This window comes from Chelativorans salis, from assembly GCF_025336525.1.
In the GTDB taxonomy this organism is placed as follows: Bacteria; Pseudomonadota; Alphaproteobacteria; order Rhizobiales; family Rhizobiaceae; genus Chelativorans; species Chelativorans salis.
Window position 1 is genome coordinate 1,067,318 of the sequence record NZ_JAOCZP010000001.1, and the last position, 15,528, is coordinate 1,082,845.

A 15,528-nucleotide genomic window follows, 5' to 3' on the forward strand; every position below is an offset into this window, starting at 1 on the left:
CGCGCCGCCAGCGGTGTTTCAATAGCGGCTGCGGGACGCCGCCGAAACATAATACCGGGCCGGCGCTGCTCAGTACCCCGCTTTGCGATCCACCAGGTTTTCAAGTTTCTCCCCCCGCTCGAAGGCGGCCATCTGGGCGAGCATCGGCTGCACCAGATGTGCCGGATCGGAGGTGGCGGCGGCGTGCGGCGTCACAAAGACGCGAGGATGCACCCAGAGCGGGCTCGTTCGCGCCAGCGGCTCGCGCTCGAATACGTCCAGGCTCGCCTCCTTCAGCGTTCCGTCGTCGAGCGCGCGCAAGATATCCGTCTCTCGCTGCAGCTGGCCGCGACCGGCATTGACGAGGCACGGCCCACCGAGCGGCCCGTCGCTTCTCAGCCGCTCAAGCACCGAATAGTCGATGATGCCCTCGGTCGCCGGCGTCAACGGCAACAGCACCACGAGAATATCCGTGGCGTTCAGAAACGGCGTCAGGCCCGTCTCGCCGGAAAAGCTCCTCACCCCCTCCATCCGGTGCTCCCGCCGGCTCCAGCCGTTGATGGAAAAGCCGATTGCCTTGAGTGTCTTCGCCGCCGCCTGCCCGAGCGCGCCCAGCCCCATGATCCCTACCGATACAGATTCGGCCGCCGGCTGCAGCGGCTCGTACCAGATCTTATCCCGCTGCTGCGCACGATAGAGCATGCCCTGACGGTGATGGTCGAGCACGCGCCAGGCAACATATTCGACCATGTGCTGCGTGAGGTTTTGCGCCACCACGCGCACGATGGGCACGTCCGGCAGTTCCGGATCGGCCAGTATATGATCGACGCCGGCACCGATGGAGAAGATGACCTTCAGGTTCGGCAGCCGCTTCAAGAGCCCGGGCGGCTGCTTCCAAACGACCGCATAGTCTATTCCCGGATCGTCCGGCCCCTCCGGCTCCAGCACAACATCGCGCTCCTTCGACAGAAGCTCGTACCAGCGCTGCGGGTGCATGCCCGTCATGGAAAGGAGAACGCGTCTCCCGGCCTTCTTACTGCTCACGACATCCTCTCGGCTATTCGCTCACCACACCACCGGGCACGGCCGCAATTTCGAAGGCTGCCGCAATCAGCGCCTTCGTATAGTCCGTCTTCGGTGCGTGGAATATCTGGTCGGCCGTGCCCGCCTCCACCACCTTGCCGGCGCGCATCACGATCACCTCGTTGGCGAGCGCCCGCACCACTTTGAGGTCGTGGCTGATGAACAGATAGGCCAGGCCATGCCGCTTCTGCAGGTCGCGCAAGAGGTCGACCACCTGCGCCTGCACGCTCATGTCGAGCGCCGAGGTCGGCTCGTCCAGCATCACGAAACTCGGTCTAAGCACCATCGCCCGGGCAATCGCGATCCTCTGCCGCTGTCCGCCGGAGAATTCGTGCGGGTAGCGGAACCGCGCCGTGGGGTCGAGCCCCACCTCCTGGAGCACCTCCACCACCATCCGGTCGCGCTCCTCCGCCGAAAGTTGCCGCTCGTGGATCCGCAGACCCTCCTGAATGATCTCGGCAACCGACATACGCGGGCTCAGGGAACCGAACGGATCCTGAAAGACAATCTGCATCTTGTGCCTGAGGGGCCGCATCTGGCGAAAAGATCTTTCGTCGATGCGCGCGCCTGAGAAGCGGATTTCTCCATCCGAGGCAATCATGCGCGAGAGCGCCAGTCCCAGCGTGGTCTTGCCCGACCCGGACTCCCCAACAACGCCCAGCGTCTGCCCGGCCCGCACGGTCACGTCGACCCCGTCGACGCCCTTCACATAGTCGACCGTCCGCCTGAGGAGACCCTTCTTGATCGGGAACCAGACCTTGATGCCGTCGCCCTGGATCACCTTTTCCGCCCCAAGATCTGCTTGGGGAGGCTCCCCCTTTGGCTCGGCAGCCAGAAGATGGCGCGTATAGGCGTGCTGCGGGTTGGAGAATATCTCCTCCGTCGGCCCGCTCTCGACGATCTTGCCGCCGGTCATGACGCACACGCGGTCCGCCACCTTGCGCACGATGCCGAGGTCGTGGGTGATGAACAGCATCGACATGTCGTTGTCGCGCCGGAGCCTCGCCAGGAGCTCCAGAATCTGCGCCTGGACAGTGACGTCGAGCGCTGTCGTCGGCTCGTCGGCGATCAGGAGGTCCGGCTCGTTGGCGAGCGCCATGGCGATCATCACGCGCTGGCGCTGTCCGCCGGAAAGCTGGTGCGGGAAGGCATCGAGCCGCTTCTCCGGCTCCTGGATGCCGACCTGGTGAAGCAGCTCCAACGTACGCTCCGCCGCCTGCTTGTCGCCCATGCCGCGATGCAGCTTGAGGATCTCTCCGATCTGCTTCTCGATCGTGTGCAGCGGGTTGAGCGAGGTCATCGGCTCCTGAAAGATCATGGTGATCTCGTTGCCGCGCACGCGGCGCAGCTCCGCCTCGTCACCCGCCAGAAGGTCGCGCCCGCCATAGAGGATCTGCCCCGAGGGGTGGCTGGCCGCCGGATAGGGCAGGAGCTTCAGCACCGAAAGGGCGGTGACCGATTTCCCTGATCCCGATTCCCCGACCAGCGCCACCGTCTCGCCGCGCCCGATGTCGAAGGACACCCGGTCGACGGCGAGCATCTCTTCTTCGCCTTGGGCGAAGGCGACGGAGAGATCGCGGATGGAGAGAAGGGGGTCACTCATTTGAACGTCTTCCGCGGGTCGAAGGCGTCGCGCACGGCTTCGCCTATGAAGATCAGAAGCGACAGCATGATGGAGAGGCTGAAGAAGCCGGTAATGCCCAGCCAGGGCGAATCGAGGTTGCGCTGCCCCTGGCGCAGGAGTTCTCCGAGCGACGGCGAGCCGGGCGGCAGGCCGAAGCCGAGGAAATCGAGCGAGGTGAGCGTGGTGATCGAGCCGTTGAGGATGAAGGGCAGGAAGGTGAGCGTGGCCACCATGGCGTTGGGGAGCAGGTGGCGGAACATGATCGTGCGGTTGGGCACGCCGAGTGCGCGGGCGGCACTCACATACTCGAAATTGCGCGCGCGCAGGAACTCGGCCCGCACCACGCCGACGAAAGCCACCCAGGAGAACAAGAGCATGATGCCGAGCAGGATCCAGAAACCGGGCGGCAGCACGGCGGCGATGATGAGGATGAGGTAGAGAACGGGAATGGACGACCAGATCTCGATGAAGCGCTGGAAGAGAAGGTCGATCCAGCCACCGAAATAGCCCTGCATGGCGCCGGAAGATACGCCGATCACGGCGGAAGCGGCGGTCAGGATCAGGCCGAAGAGGACGGAGATGCGAAAGCCGTAGATGACGCGCGCGAGCACGTCCCGCGCCTGGTCGTCGGTGCCCAGCCAGTTCCAGTTGCCGATGGTGCAGCGCGGATCGTCGACACCGAGATCGTAGCGCTGGCAGCGCACTTCCTCGGTATAGAGCCAGGATGGCTTCGCCGGAGCGGCTTCGGGGATTTCGCTGTTCACCGTGCGGTAGGAATAGCGGACGGGGGGCCACAGCATCCAGCCGTTGGCCTTGATCTCCTCCTGGATGAAGGGGTCGCGGTAGTCGGTGACGGCAAGGAAGCCGCCGAACATCTCCTCCGGATAGTCGACCAGCACCGGAACCAGGATCTCGCCCTTATAGGAGGCGAGGATCGGCTTGTCGTTGGCGATGAACTCCGCAAACAGCGACAGGACGAAGAGCACGAGGAATATCCATAGCGACCAGTAGCCGCGCCTGTTGGCCTTGAAGTTCTGCCAGCGCCGCTGGTTGATGGGCGAGAGCCACGGACGCGCGACGCGCCGGCGCACGCGCTCCACCTGTGTCTTCGACTGCACGTCCGACATCTACACGTCCCTCCGCTCGAAATCGATGCGCGGATCGATGAGCGTGTAGGTGATGTCGGAAATCAGGCTGATGACGAGGCCCATGAGCGAGAAGATGTAGAGCGTGGCGAATACCACCGGATAGTCCCGGTCGATGACCGAGCGGAAGCCCAGAAGCCCCAGCCCGTCGAGAGAGAAGATGCTCTCGATCAAGAGCGCTCCGGTGAAGAAGGAGGAAATGAAGGCGCCGGGAAAGCCGGCGACGATGATGAGCATGGCATTGCGGAAGACGTGGCCGTAGAGCACCTGCCGCTCGCCGAGCCCCTTTGCCCGCGCGGTGATCACGTACTGCTTGCGGATCTCATCGAGGAAGGAGTTCTTGGTGAGAAGCGTGGTGGTGGCGAAGGCCGACAGCACGAGCGCCGTCAGCGGCAGGGTAAGGTGCCAGAAATAGTCGAGGATCCGCGCCGGCCAGGAAAGCTGCTCCCAGTTGTCCGATGTCAGTCCGCGCAGCGGGAACCAGTCGAAGAACGAGCCGCCGGCGAACAGCACCATCAGCATGATGGCGAAGAGGAAGCTGGGGATGGCGTAGGCGACGATCACGACGCCGCTGGTCCACATGTCGAAGGTGGAGCCGTCCTTCACCGCCTTGCGGATGCCGAGCGGGATTGAGATGCCGTAGGAAATGAGGGTGATCCAGATGCCGAGCGAGATGGAGACCGGCATCTTTTCGATGATGAGGTCGACCACCGATATGTCGCGGAAATAGCTCTCGCCGAAATCGAAGCGGATATAGTTCCACAGCATGAGGAAGAAGCGCTCGTGCGCCGGCTTATCGAAGCCGAACTGCCGCTCCAGTTGGGCGATGAACTCCGGATCAAGCCCTTGGGCGCCGCGATAGCGGGAGGTCGTCTCACCGCCGGAGGCCTCGAAGTCCCGCCCACCGAGATCGGAGCCGCCGCCCGCGCCCAGTCGCGCGTCGGCGCCGCCGCCCTGGCCGGTGACCTGGGCGATAATCTGCTCGATCGGCCCGCCCGGCGCGAATTGCACGACGATAAAGGAGATGGCCATGATGCCGAACAGCGTCGGGATCATGAGCAGCAGGCGGCGAATGATATAGGCGCCCATCAGGCGATTGCCCCGCGTGAAATGGATTTAGAGATGGTCGTCGTCACGCTTCGGTCATGCCTTACCAATCGCCTTCGCCTTTTCCTCGTCGTACCACCACAGGGCCTCCACCGGGAAGAAGTAATCGGGCTTCGGTTCCTTGAAGCCGAACATGTCCCAGTAGGCGGTTCTGTGAGATGGCGAATACCAATTGGGGATCCAGTCGCGCCTGGCGCGAAGAACCCGGTCGAGCGCCCGTACGGCAGTGATCAACTCGTCGCGACTTGCCGCACGCCCTGCAAGCTCCACAAGGCGGTCGACGGCGGGATCGGCGGTTCCCGGTAGATTGCGGGAGCCCTCGACCTTCGCCGTTTTTGAGTGGAAGACAAGCTCCAGCCCGTCTCTAGTGGGGGTAGCCCCGAGCGTCATACGAAAGCCCACCAAATCGAAGTCGAACGTGGCCAGCCGCGCCTGATACTGGGCGGCATCGAGCATACGAATCGAGGCATCGATCCCGATGGCGCGCAGATTTTCGATGAACGGCGTCGTCACCTGCACGAACACCTGGTCCCTGACCATGTACTCGACCGTGAGCCGCTCACCGTCCTCGTTTTGCAGGAACTGCCCCCGCGGGCGCCAGCCCGCTTCCGTGAGAAGGCGGCGCGCCTCGGACAACAGCTTGCGGTCCCGGCCCGAACCGTCGGAAACAGGCGGTATCACAGCTTCGCCGAGCGCGGCTTCGGGAATCTGGCCGCGAAACTGTTCGAGCAGAGCGAGCTCTTCGGGCGACGATGCGCCAGTGGCCTTGAAATCCGTGTTCTCGAAGGGCGATACGCTGCGCTCATAGAGGCCGTAAAAGAAGTTGCGGTTCGTCCATTCGAAATCGAAACACAGGCCGATGGCCTCTCGCACGCGCGCATCGTGAAAGCGCGCGCGCCGCTGGTTGAGTGCCCAGGCCTGCATATCGGCGACACGCTCTTCCGGAAACTCCTGCTTAACCACCTTTCCGCTGCGCAGGGCGGGAAAGTCGTAGCCGGTGGCCCAGAGGCGTGAGGTGAACTCCTCACGCCAGAACACTTCGCCTTTCTTGAAGGCCTCGAAAGCCGCGTTGCGGTCGCGGAAGAAGTCGATGCGGATGCGATCGAAAAGATAGAGGCCGCGGCGCACCGGCAGGTCCCGCGCCCAATAGTCCTCGACGCGATCGTATTCGATGTAGCGGTCGGCGGAGAAGCGGCCCATCTGGTAGGGGCCGGAGCCGAGCAGCGGCTCAATCCTGCTGCTGTCGAAAGCCTTGCCTTCAAGGGAAGCCTTGGAAAAGACGGGGTATTCCACAACGTCGAGGATCGTCCGTTCGGACTGCTCGCCCGAGAAGACGAGACGGAACACGTGCTCGCCCGACGCTTCCGCCGACACCATCTCGGCAAGCGGCAGAGCGAGCTGCGGGTGTCCCTTCTCCTTCAGCAGGTTATAGCTGAAGGCCACATCCTCCGCCGTCAGCGGCGAACCATCGTGGAAGCGCGCCTCGGGCCTGAGCTTGAAGGTGAAGCTGTTGCGGTCTTCCGAGATCGTGACGCTTTCGGCAAGGAGTCCATAGAGGGCGTCCGGCTCGTCCCAGGCGTCCTCCATCAGCGTATCAAAGCACATCTCCATGCGCGGCGGGGCGTCGCCGGTACGCACGAAGCTGTTCAGCGTGTTGAAGGTGAGAACGTTCTGATTGTAATACCAATAGCTCGGCTGGAAGTTGAAGGTGCCGCCCGTAGGAGCCTCGGGGCTCGCATAGTCGAAATGCGTGAAGTCCGGCGGATATTTCAGATCACCGAACGCCGACAAGCCGTGGAGCGGTGTCTCCGTAGGCGTCTCCGCAAATACCGGGCGGCCAAGGAGCGGCACGGCGACCGCCGCACCGGTAAGCTTCAGGAATTGGCGACGCGAAGGCCAAGGAAGTTGCATATGCGTCAGTTCTGGCTCCTGTATTTGGCCGCCAATGCGGCCTCGCGCTCAGGGTCGATCCACCAGGAATCGATATCCACGCCCGTATATTCCGGCTGCTCCTCCGGAATGCCGAACTTGTTCCACATGGCGATCCAGGTCACCGGCCGGTGCCATTGCGGCACCATGTAGTAGTTCCACAGGAGCACCCTGTCGAGCGCCCGCGTGGCGGCGACGAGATCCTCGCGATCCTTGGCGAAGATCACCTTGTTCACCAATGCGTCGACGACCGGGTTCTCGATGCCGGCCAGGTTGCGGGATCCGGGCGCATCCGCTGCAGCGGAACTCCAAAAATCACGCTGCTCGTTGCCAGGCGAGAGTGTCTGGGCGAACGTTCCCGTCACCGCGTCGAACTCGAACTCGTTGATGCGGCTGATATACTGGGACGTGTCGACGATGCGCAGCGATGCGTCGATGCCGATCTTGCGCAGCGAGGGAATGAAGCCTCCCATGATCACTTCGTCCGTCTGTCCACGGCCGAGGAATTCGATGCGGAACTGCTCCCCCGTCTCCTCGTTCACCATGCGGCCATCGCGGATGACCCAGCCTGCTTCGCGGAACAGCCGCACGGTCTCGCGCAGATATTCGCGCTCCGCCTGGGGATCGTCGTAGACGGGCAGTGTGAACTCCTCGTTGAAGACCTCGGGGGGAAGATCGTCGCGGAACTCCTCCAGGATTTCCAGCTCCCGCCCCTCCGGCAGCCCCGTAGCGGCGAGCTCGGTTCCCTCGAAATAGCTCGACGTGCGCTTGTTCTGGCCGAAGAACTGGGTGCGGTTCATGGTTTGGAAGTCGAAGGCCAACGTCAGCGCTCGGCGCACTCGCCGATCCTGGAAGCGCGGCAGACGCATGTTGAATACGTAGGCCTGCATCGGCTGCGCGCCGCCGTCCGGAAACTCCCGCTTGATCACGTCGCCTTCCTCGACGGCGGGGAAGTTATAGGCCGTCATCCAGCGCCGCGAACTGTTTTCGGCGCGTATGTCGGCCAGCCCCCCCTTGGTGAAGGCAAGCCAGGCGGCATTCTCGTCCTGGATATAGGTGAAGCGCCGGCGGTCGAAATTGTTGCGGCCGATATTGACCGGCAGATCCGCGCCCCAATAGTCCTCGACCCGCTCCCACACAATTTCCGAACCCGGATTGAAGCGGGCGATGCGGTAAGGACCGCTTCCCAGCGGCGGCTCCAGTGTCGGCTGTGTCACGTCGCGCTGGCGACCGTCGGGACTGGTGCCCTCCCACCAGTGCTTGGGCAGCACCGGCAGGTCGCCCATGATGTGCGGAAGCTCGCGATTGCCTGTCTCGTTGAAGCGGAACTCCACCTCGCGCTCCGACAGCGCCACCGCCTCCTCGACGTTGGCGAAGTAGCGGTTGTGCAGGGGGCTAATCTCCTTCAGCACATCGAGCGACCACACCACGTCTTCGGCGGTGATCGGCGTGCCGTCGTGCCAGCGCGCGTCGGGATCGAGGCGGTAGGTCGCAGAGGAGTAGTCGTCGGGATATTTGAAGGCTTCGGCGATGAGCGGATGGCTGGTGCTGGGCTCGTCGGGCGACTGCTGCATCAGCGTCTCCCACAGGAAGCCGCCGAAATTGGTAAGGCCCGCGGCCGACGTGCCGCGTACGATGAAGGGGTTGAAGCTGTCGAACGTGCCGGTGGTGACGGAATTCAGCGTCCCGCCCTTCGGTGCGTCAGGGTTCACGTAGTCGTAGCGCTCGAAAGGCTCCCTCTCGACGTCGGAGTCGATAAGCGAGCTGGTCGTGCGCCACTCCTGCGCGCCGGCGGAAACGCTTGCGATCAGAAGCGCGGCCGCCACGCCGGCCAGCAGACCGGCCGCTTTCCCGACGCCCCCTGTCGATCCATGCAACGCCTGCATCCTCGCTCGCCTCCTGGCTGCCTTTTTTCTCGAAACTAGTTCATCCGGCGCCGAAGGCAAATGGGACCGGGCCGAATGGGCGCGGAAACAAAAAGCCGGCACGAAGCCGGCTTTTTCATGGTTGGGAACCGCAGCGACGCTCACTGCTCGGTTGCGGCCGGCTGTTCCTCTTCGGCGGGTGCCGCGGCCTCGCCGCCATCGGCGCCTTCTTCCGTCTCGGCCTCCTGCTGCTCCGCTGGAGCCTCTTCGGCGCTATCCTCCATGGGGGCCGCCTGCGCGCCACCCTCGGCGGGGGCCGCCTCCTGCCCGTCGCCGGTCGCCTGGCTGTCGTCTTCGGCCTCTCCTTCGCCTTCGGCCGGCGCTTCCGGCAGGGGCGCCGGATCGTTGGAAAGCGTGCGCAAATAGGCGATGACGTTGGCGCGGTCCTCCACGTTCTTCAGACCAGCGAAGGCCATCGCCGTCCCCGACACCTCGGCCTTTGGGCTGGCCAGGAAGTGGTCCAGATTCTCATAGTCCCAGACAACCTCGCCGCCCTGCGCGTACTCCTGCATTCCTGCGGAATAGCTGAAGCCCTCGTGGCTTGCGACCGGACGATTGACGACGCCCCAAAGGTTCGGCCCCACCTTGTTGGGTCCGCCCTCTTCCACAGTATGGCAGGCCTGGCAACGCTTGAACACGGCCTCGCCGGCAGACGGATCGGCATCCGCGAGAAGCGGCAGCACCGATTCGGGCGCCTGCTCACCGTCGCCCTCGGCCGGCCCCTCGCCCTCGGGCACTACGATGGCATAGCCGGGCGTTTCCGGTGCGGGAGAGTGAAAGAAGGTCTCGGAAAGCAGGCTAACGGAGAAGATGACGAAAACAACGCCGAGAAGCGCACCGATGATCTTGTTGAGTTCGAAAGAGTCCATACGCCCTGGGGCTCCCTTTGTCCGGACGCCCGCGGCAGGCCGGCGTCGTCTACACCGCTCCCGTGTCCCCCGCGTTCGGCCGCTGCCGGTAAAATCGCGCGGAAACTAGGTCTTTTGCTTCGGCGTTGCAACACATATAAGGCTCTCGCGAGTGAGACCTTTTGCCACTTTCCTTCAAGCCCGCGAGACCGGCCCATCCTTCCATGACAGTGATCGTTCTTATCCCCGCCCGCATGGCATCGACGCGGCTGCCCGGAAAGCCGCTGGCCGATATCGCCGGAAAGCCGATGATCGCCCAGGTGGCGGCAAGGGCGCTGGAAAGCGGCGTCGGACGCGTGGTCGTGGCGACGGATACGCCGGAGATCGTTGCTGCCCTTGAGGCCGAGGGCATGGAGGCGGTGCTGACGCACGGCGATCATCAGTCGGGCTCCGACCGCATTTTCGAAGCGCTTGGTGTCATTGATCCCGGCCATGAGGCGGAGATCGTCGTGAATCTCCAAGGCGACCTGCCAACCATCCCCCCCGCCGATATCCACGCCGTCCTGCGCCCGTTGGAGAACGGCGCCGTCGACATCGCCACTTTGGGCGTGGAGATCGTCGATGAAGAGGAAAAGACGGCTCCGAGCGTGGTGAAGATCGTCGGCACGCCGCTCGATGCCGCCGCCGCCCGGCTGCGCGCCCTTTATTTCACGCGCACAACCGCTCCGTGGGGCGAGGGCCCGCTTTACCATCACGTCGGCATCTATGCTTATCGCCGCGCAGCACTCGAGCGTTTCGTGGCGCTCGGGCCATCGACGCTGGAGATGCGCGAGCGGCTGGAGCAGCTGCGCGCGCTGGAGGCTGGCATGCGCATCGATGCCGAGATCGTGCGCTCGGTACCGCTCGGTGTGGATACGCCGGCGGACCTGGAGCGCGCCAGAAAGATTTTGACAGGCAAGACGGGTATGTGAGATGGGGCCGAACAAGACCAACAAGATCGCTTTCCAGGGGGAGCCAGGGGCCAACTCCGACACGGCGTGCCGTAACATGTTCCCCGACATGGAGCCGCTGCCCTGCGCCACCTTCGAGGATGCGTTCAACGCGGTGGAGACCGGCAAGGCCGATCTCGCCATGATCCCCATAGAGAACACCATCGCCGGCCGCGTGGCCGACATCCACCACCTCCTGCCTCAATCCAAGCTCTTCATCGTCGGCGAGTATTTCCTGCCCATCCGCTTCCAGCTCATGGTGCTGCCGGGCGTGGCGCAATCGGAGATCAAAGCCGTCTACAGCCATATCCACGCGCTCGGCCAATGCCGCAAGATCATCCGCAAGCATCGCTGGAAGCCGATGGTTGCAGGCGACACCGCGGGTGCCGCGCGTTTCGTGGCGGAGGAGAAGGTGCGGGCCAACGCCGCCATCGCCCCGCGCTTGGCAGCCGAGCTCTACGGCCTCGAAATCCTCGCCGAAAATATCGACGACACGGACAGCAACGTGACCCGCTTCGTAGTTTTGTCGAAAGAGCGACAATGGGCGAAGCGCGCGACACCGGACCAGCCGATGATCACGACCTTCATCTTCCGCGTGCGCAACGTACCGGCCGCGCTCTACAAGGCCATGGGCGGCTTCGCCACCAACGGCGTCAACATGACCAAACTGGAAAGCTACCAGCTCGGCGGCAAGTTCTTCTCCACGCTGTTCTATGCCGACATCGAAGGCCACCCGGAAGACCGAGGCGTGGCGCTGGCCCTGGAAGAGCTCGGCTTCTTCTCCCGCGAGGTGCGCATCCTCGGCGTCTACGCCGCCCACCCCTTCCGCGCCACGCAGAGCGAGGATGAGGATTAGCAGGAGAGACGAAGGTGGGTGCCTTCACCCTCGTGGTTCGACAGGTTCACCATGAGGGTGAGGGCAAGGCAGCGCCGGCGTAAGCCGCAACGTTTGGGGAAGGGCGCAACACAGCCCTCATGGTGAGCCTGTCGAACCACGAGGGAGGGATGCCTTGCGCCTTTAGCCTTCTCTACTTCCCTCTACCCAGCCGGCGATCAGGTGCCGTGCGATAGCGCCTTTCGGCGGAGTCATCAGCCCCGCCTCGTGCGTGCCGGCAAGCATGCGGCGCACTTCCTCGCGGGGGAACCAGCGGCAGTCCTCCAGCTCGCTCAGGTCCGGATCCACTGTCTCACTGACGGCTTCGGCGATGCAGCCGATCATCAGCGAATAGGGGAACGGCCAGGGCTGGCTTGCCTGGTAGGTTACGGGGCCGACACGGATACCCGATTCCTCGAACGTCTCCCGCCGCACCGCGTTCTCGATGGTCTCGCCCGGCTCGATGAAGCCGGCGAGGCAGGAATACATGCCGGGCGCGAAATGCGGGCTGCGGCCGAGCAGGCACTGGTCCCCCCTTACCGCCAGCATGATGGCGACGGGGTCGGTACGCGGGAAGTGCTCGCGCTCGCATGCCGAGCAGAAACGCCGGTAACCGCCGGCGCGCATCACCGTCTCGCCGCCGCAGCGCCCGCAAAAGCGATGGTTCTCGTGCCAGGAAAGAAGGGCCGCGCCCTGCGCCAGCGCCCCAAGGTCTTCTGAGGCGAGAATGCCCTGCATGTAGATCGAGCGGAAGTCGATGGATTTGAGATCGTCGGGCAACGCCTCCTTGTCGCGGTCGTAGGGCGCCGCCAGGATCGGGCCCCGGGCCGAGCGGCCAAGCAGCACGGCCTCGCCAAGGCGCCCTTCCAAGGCGTCCGCTTCAGCCAGTGAGAAATAGGGATCGAACCCGCCGTCCCTCACCTTCAGGCATAGACGTCCCTCCCGTACCAGCATCAGCCGTGCGACGGGATCCTTCAGGGCTGTCCCTGCAGCGTCGTCGGTGCGGTATTCGGACTGCGGGTCGATGAGGTTGCCGGTGAAGGCGATTTGCGTTTCGGCCTCGGACCGCGCCTCCGGCGGAGCGAAATTCATGCATTCCTCATTATTGTTCAGTATCTCCGCCGAGCCGGCTGCGTATTTTCTCGGCAAACTGATGCAGGTCTTCCCGGCGATAGGGCACCCTCACCCCGTGCCCCCAGACGGGGCCGGGCCAACCGGCGTCACCCTCGCTGCGGGCGATCACATGCACGTGCAGTTGGCGCACGATGTTGCCGAGCGCGGCGCAATTGATCTTCGTGCAGCCCGTCAGCTCCTTCAGCGTCTTTGACACCAGATTGGTCTCGAAGCTCAGCATCGCCTGGTCGAGCGGGGTCAGGTCGTGAATCTCCTCGACATTCGGGCGCTGCGGGATGAGCAGGAGCCATGGCCAGCGCCTGTCGTCGCGGATGCGCAACTCGCAAAGGCCCAGCCACACGACTGGCAGGCTCTCCTCCTCCAGCCGCGCATCCAGCGTGAATCCTCGCTCCTTACCCGGAAGCAATGGCTTCTCCCTTTTCCTCAAAAGAAGGCTAGAATGCGCATCGTGCTGCTGCAAGCCTTTCCTTTGTCCCCGATTGCCCTTGCATTTGCCGGCGCGATTGACGATATGGGGCGCGGGAGGTTGGTGGTGGACGCGCCACTCGCCAACCGGGTCAGGTCCGGAAGGAAGCAGCCCTAACGAGCTTCGGCACGGGTCACCGTGCCAGCCTCCCACCTTTTTCCACGTTGCACCATTGACGCGGCAACGCCTCGAAGGGGACACTCGCGGCAACTGGGCGCCGGAGATTGCTTTTTGGCAACGCCGACCACGGGAGCGCGACGAGCATATGAACGACGCCGGGCAGATGGATAAGGCCAAGGCCGGCGCCTACCGCGTCCTGGCGCGCAAATACCGCCCGCGTGACTTTTCCGCCCTCATCGGCCAGGAGCCGATGGTGCGCACGCTCACCAACGCCTTCTCCGCCGGCCGCATCGCCCAAGCCTGGATGCTGACCGGTGTGCGCGGGGTGGGCAAGACGACGACCGCGCGCATCCTTGCGCGTGCGCTGAATTACAAGACCGAGACCGTCAACGAACCTTCCATCAATCTCGAGACGCCCGGCGAGCACTGCGAGGCCATCCTTGAAGGCCGCCATGTCGACGTGATCGAGATGGACGCCGCCTCCCACACGGGCATCGACGACATTCGCGATATCATAGATCAGGTGCGCTATGCCCCGGTCTCGGCGCGTTACAAGATCTACATCATCGACGAGGTCCACATGCTCTCCAACCAGGCCTTCAACGGCCTGTTGAAGACGCTTGAGGAGCCACCGCCGCACGTGAAGTTCATCTTTGCCACCACGGAGATCCGCAAGGTCCCGATCACCATCCTGTCGCGCTGTCAGCGCTTTGATCTGCGGCGCATCGATGCGGCGGTGATCAAGGAGGACCTCGCCCGCATCGGCAAGCTGGAAGGCGTGGAGGCGGAGGACGAGGCGCTGGCGATGATCGCCCGTGCCGCGGAAGGTTCGATGCGCGACGCGCAGTCGATCTTTGATCAGGCGATCGCGCATTCCTCCGGCAAGGTGACGGCCGAGACCGTGCGCGACATGCTGGGCCTTGCCGACCGCGCCCGCGTCATCGACCTGTTCGAGCATGTGATGAAGGGCGACGTCGCCGCGGCCTTGGCCGAGTTTCGCGCCCAGTACGACACCGGCGCCGACCCGGCGACGGTGCTGACGGACCTGGCCGAGTTCAACCATCTCGTCACGCGGCTGCGCTTCGTGCCGGAGGCGGCAGGCGACGCCGCGCTCTCGGAGGCGGAGCGTGAGCGCGGGCTGGCGTTCTCCAAGACGCTCTCCGTGCGCGTTCTCTCGCGTGCCTGGCAGATGCTGCTCAAGGGCATCCAGGAAGTGCAGTCGTCCAACGCGCCGGTGGCAGCCGGCGAGATGGTGATGATACGCATCGCGCACGCCGCCGACCTGCCCACCCTCGACGAAGCGCTGAAGACGGTGGAGAGTATGTCCGCCGGGACAGCGGTCACAAGTGCGCCGTCGGGCCAGGCCGCCGCAGCCCCGGCAGCCGCACCGGCAGGCAACGGCGGTGCGCAGGCGATCGCCTCCGCGCGCATGCCGGCAAGCGGCGGCGGGCAGACCATGCGGCTGGTACGCGAGGTGCCGCGGGAAGAGCAGGCGCCTGCGCCCGCAGCGGCTCCGGAAGCCGAGCCGGAGACGGTTCCGCTAACTTCGCTGGCCGACATCGCGGAGTTGGCCGAGGCCCACCGCGACATGGCCTTCAAGGTGCAGTTCAAGCGCTGCGTCCGTCTCGTGCGCATCGAGCCGGGAAGGCTCGCCGTCAACCTGACGGAGGATGCGCCGAAAACGCTTCTGAACGACCTGACGAACCGCCTGCAGAAATGGACCGGCCGCCGCTGGATTGTCTCGCTGTCGCACGAGGCGGGCGGCAAGACGCTGGCCGAGGAGGAAAGCGGCCGCAGGGAATCCGCGCTCGCCGACGCGCGCGCCGATCCGGCCGTGGCCGCCATCCTGCAGAGCTTTCCCGGCGCGCGCATCCTCGATGTGCGCATTCCCGACGCGGTGGCGGAAGACACGGCTAGCGATGTCGTGCCGCCCGAGCCGGACACCGAAGACGACGATATCTAAGCGCGATTGGAGACGAACATGCGCGACCTGATGGGCATGATGAGCAAGGCCAAGGAAATGCAGGCCAAATTCCAGGCCATGCAGGAGGAGATCGCCACGATGGAGGCCGAGGGCCAGTCCGGCGGCGGCGTCGTCAAGGTGACGCTTTCCGGCCGATTCGAGATGAAGAAGCTTCATGTCGACCCCTCGCTCTTCAAGGAAGATGACGTGGAGATCCTCGAGGATCTGATCCTCGCCGCCCACAACGACGCCAAGGTGAAGGTCGAGGCGGAGATGCAGAAGAAGACCGAGGAGATGACGGCAGGCCTGCCGATCCCGCCCGGGATGAAGCTGCCCTTTTGA

At 64.3% G+C, this 15,528-nt stretch carries 13 protein-coding genes and 1 other RNA gene; 5 read left to right on the forward strand and 9 right to left on the reverse strand.

What is annotated here, in order from left to right:
• Positions 1–69: 69 nt before the first annotated feature.
• The 7 genes from N5A92_RS05025 to N5A92_RS05055 all read right to left on the reverse strand — a co-directional run bounded on the left by N5A92_RS05025 (position 70) and on the right by N5A92_RS05055 (position 9,661).
• Positions 70–984, reverse strand: coding sequence for a 2-hydroxyacid dehydrogenase (locus N5A92_RS05025; RefSeq protein WP_260901009.1), 915 nt, complete (start codon positions 982–984; stop codon positions 70–72).
• 52 nt (positions 985–1,036) lie between these two features.
• Positions 1,037–2,665 (reverse strand): ABC transporter ATP-binding protein, encoded by a 1,629-nt coding sequence (locus tag N5A92_RS05030; RefSeq protein WP_260900784.1) that lies wholly within the window; start codon positions 2,663–2,665, stop codon positions 1,037–1,039.
• Positions 2,662–3,813, reverse strand: a complete 1,152-nt coding sequence (locus tag N5A92_RS05035; protein WP_260900785.1) for an ABC transporter permease — start codon at positions 3,811–3,813, stop codon at positions 2,662–2,664. Before N5A92_RS05035 ends, N5A92_RS05030 begins: the two co-directional genes overlap by 4 nt.
• Positions 3,814–4,920, reverse strand: a complete 1,107-nt coding sequence (locus N5A92_RS05040; protein WP_260900786.1) for a microcin C ABC transporter permease YejB — start codon at positions 4,918–4,920, stop codon at positions 3,814–3,816.
• 54 nt (positions 4,921–4,974) lie between these two features.
• Complete coding sequence (locus N5A92_RS05045) at positions 4,975–6,849, reverse strand: extracellular solute-binding protein (protein ID WP_260900787.1); 1,875 nt, start codon at positions 6,847–6,849, stop codon at positions 4,975–4,977.
• 5 nt (positions 6,850–6,854) lie between these two features.
• On the reverse strand, positions 6,855–8,753 hold the full coding sequence (locus N5A92_RS05050) for an extracellular solute-binding protein (RefSeq protein ID WP_260900788.1): 1,899 nt from the start codon (positions 8,751–8,753) through the stop codon (positions 6,855–6,857).
• Between the two features lie 140 nt (positions 8,754–8,893).
• Positions 8,894–9,661, reverse strand: coding sequence for a c-type cytochrome (locus N5A92_RS05055; protein ID WP_260900790.1), 768 nt, complete (start codon positions 9,659–9,661; stop codon positions 8,894–8,896).
• Positions 9,662–9,864: 203 nt separating this feature from the next.
• Here N5A92_RS05055 and N5A92_RS05060 point away from each other — a divergent pair, with 203 nt between their 5' ends.
• Positions 9,865–10,611, forward strand: coding sequence for a 3-deoxy-manno-octulosonate cytidylyltransferase (locus N5A92_RS05060; protein WP_260900791.1), 747 nt, complete (start codon positions 9,865–9,867; stop codon positions 10,609–10,611).
• A 1-nt stretch (position 10,612) separates the two neighbouring features.
• Positions 10,613–11,485, forward strand: coding sequence for a prephenate dehydratase (locus N5A92_RS05065; protein WP_260900792.1), 873 nt, complete (start codon positions 10,613–10,615; stop codon positions 11,483–11,485).
• Between the two features lie 162 nt (positions 11,486–11,647).
• Here the strand turns inward: N5A92_RS05065 and nudC are convergent, their stop codons facing one another.
• Together nudC and N5A92_RS05075 are read right to left on the reverse strand one after the other, a co-directional pair.
• On the reverse strand, positions 11,648–12,595 hold the full coding sequence (gene nudC, locus N5A92_RS05070) for an NAD(+) diphosphatase (RefSeq protein ID WP_260900793.1): 948 nt from the start codon (positions 12,593–12,595) through the stop codon (positions 11,648–11,650).
• A gap of 10 nt (positions 12,596–12,605) precedes the next feature.
• Positions 12,606–13,043 carry an HIT family protein gene (locus tag N5A92_RS05075; RefSeq protein WP_260900794.1) on the reverse strand — a complete coding sequence of 146 codons (438 nt, stop codon included), beginning with the start codon at positions 13,041–13,043 and terminating at the stop codon, positions 12,606–12,608.
• Between the two features lie 115 nt (positions 13,044–13,158).
• Here N5A92_RS05075 and ffs point away from each other — a divergent pair.
• The 3 genes from ffs to N5A92_RS05090 all read left to right on the forward strand — a co-directional run bounded on the left by ffs (position 13,159) and on the right by N5A92_RS05090 (position 15,528).
• Positions 13,159–13,256, forward strand: an RNA gene (gene ffs / locus N5A92_RS05080) — signal recognition particle sRNA small type.
• Between the two features lie 112 nt (positions 13,257–13,368).
• Entirely contained in the window at positions 13,369–15,186 is a 1,818-nt protein-coding gene (locus N5A92_RS05085; RefSeq protein ID WP_260900795.1) for a DNA polymerase III subunit gamma/tau, read from the forward strand.
• An 18-nt stretch (positions 15,187–15,204) separates the two neighbouring features.
• Complete coding sequence (locus N5A92_RS05090) at positions 15,205–15,528, forward strand: YbaB/EbfC family nucleoid-associated protein (RefSeq protein ID WP_260900796.1); 324 nt, start codon at positions 15,205–15,207, stop codon at positions 15,526–15,528.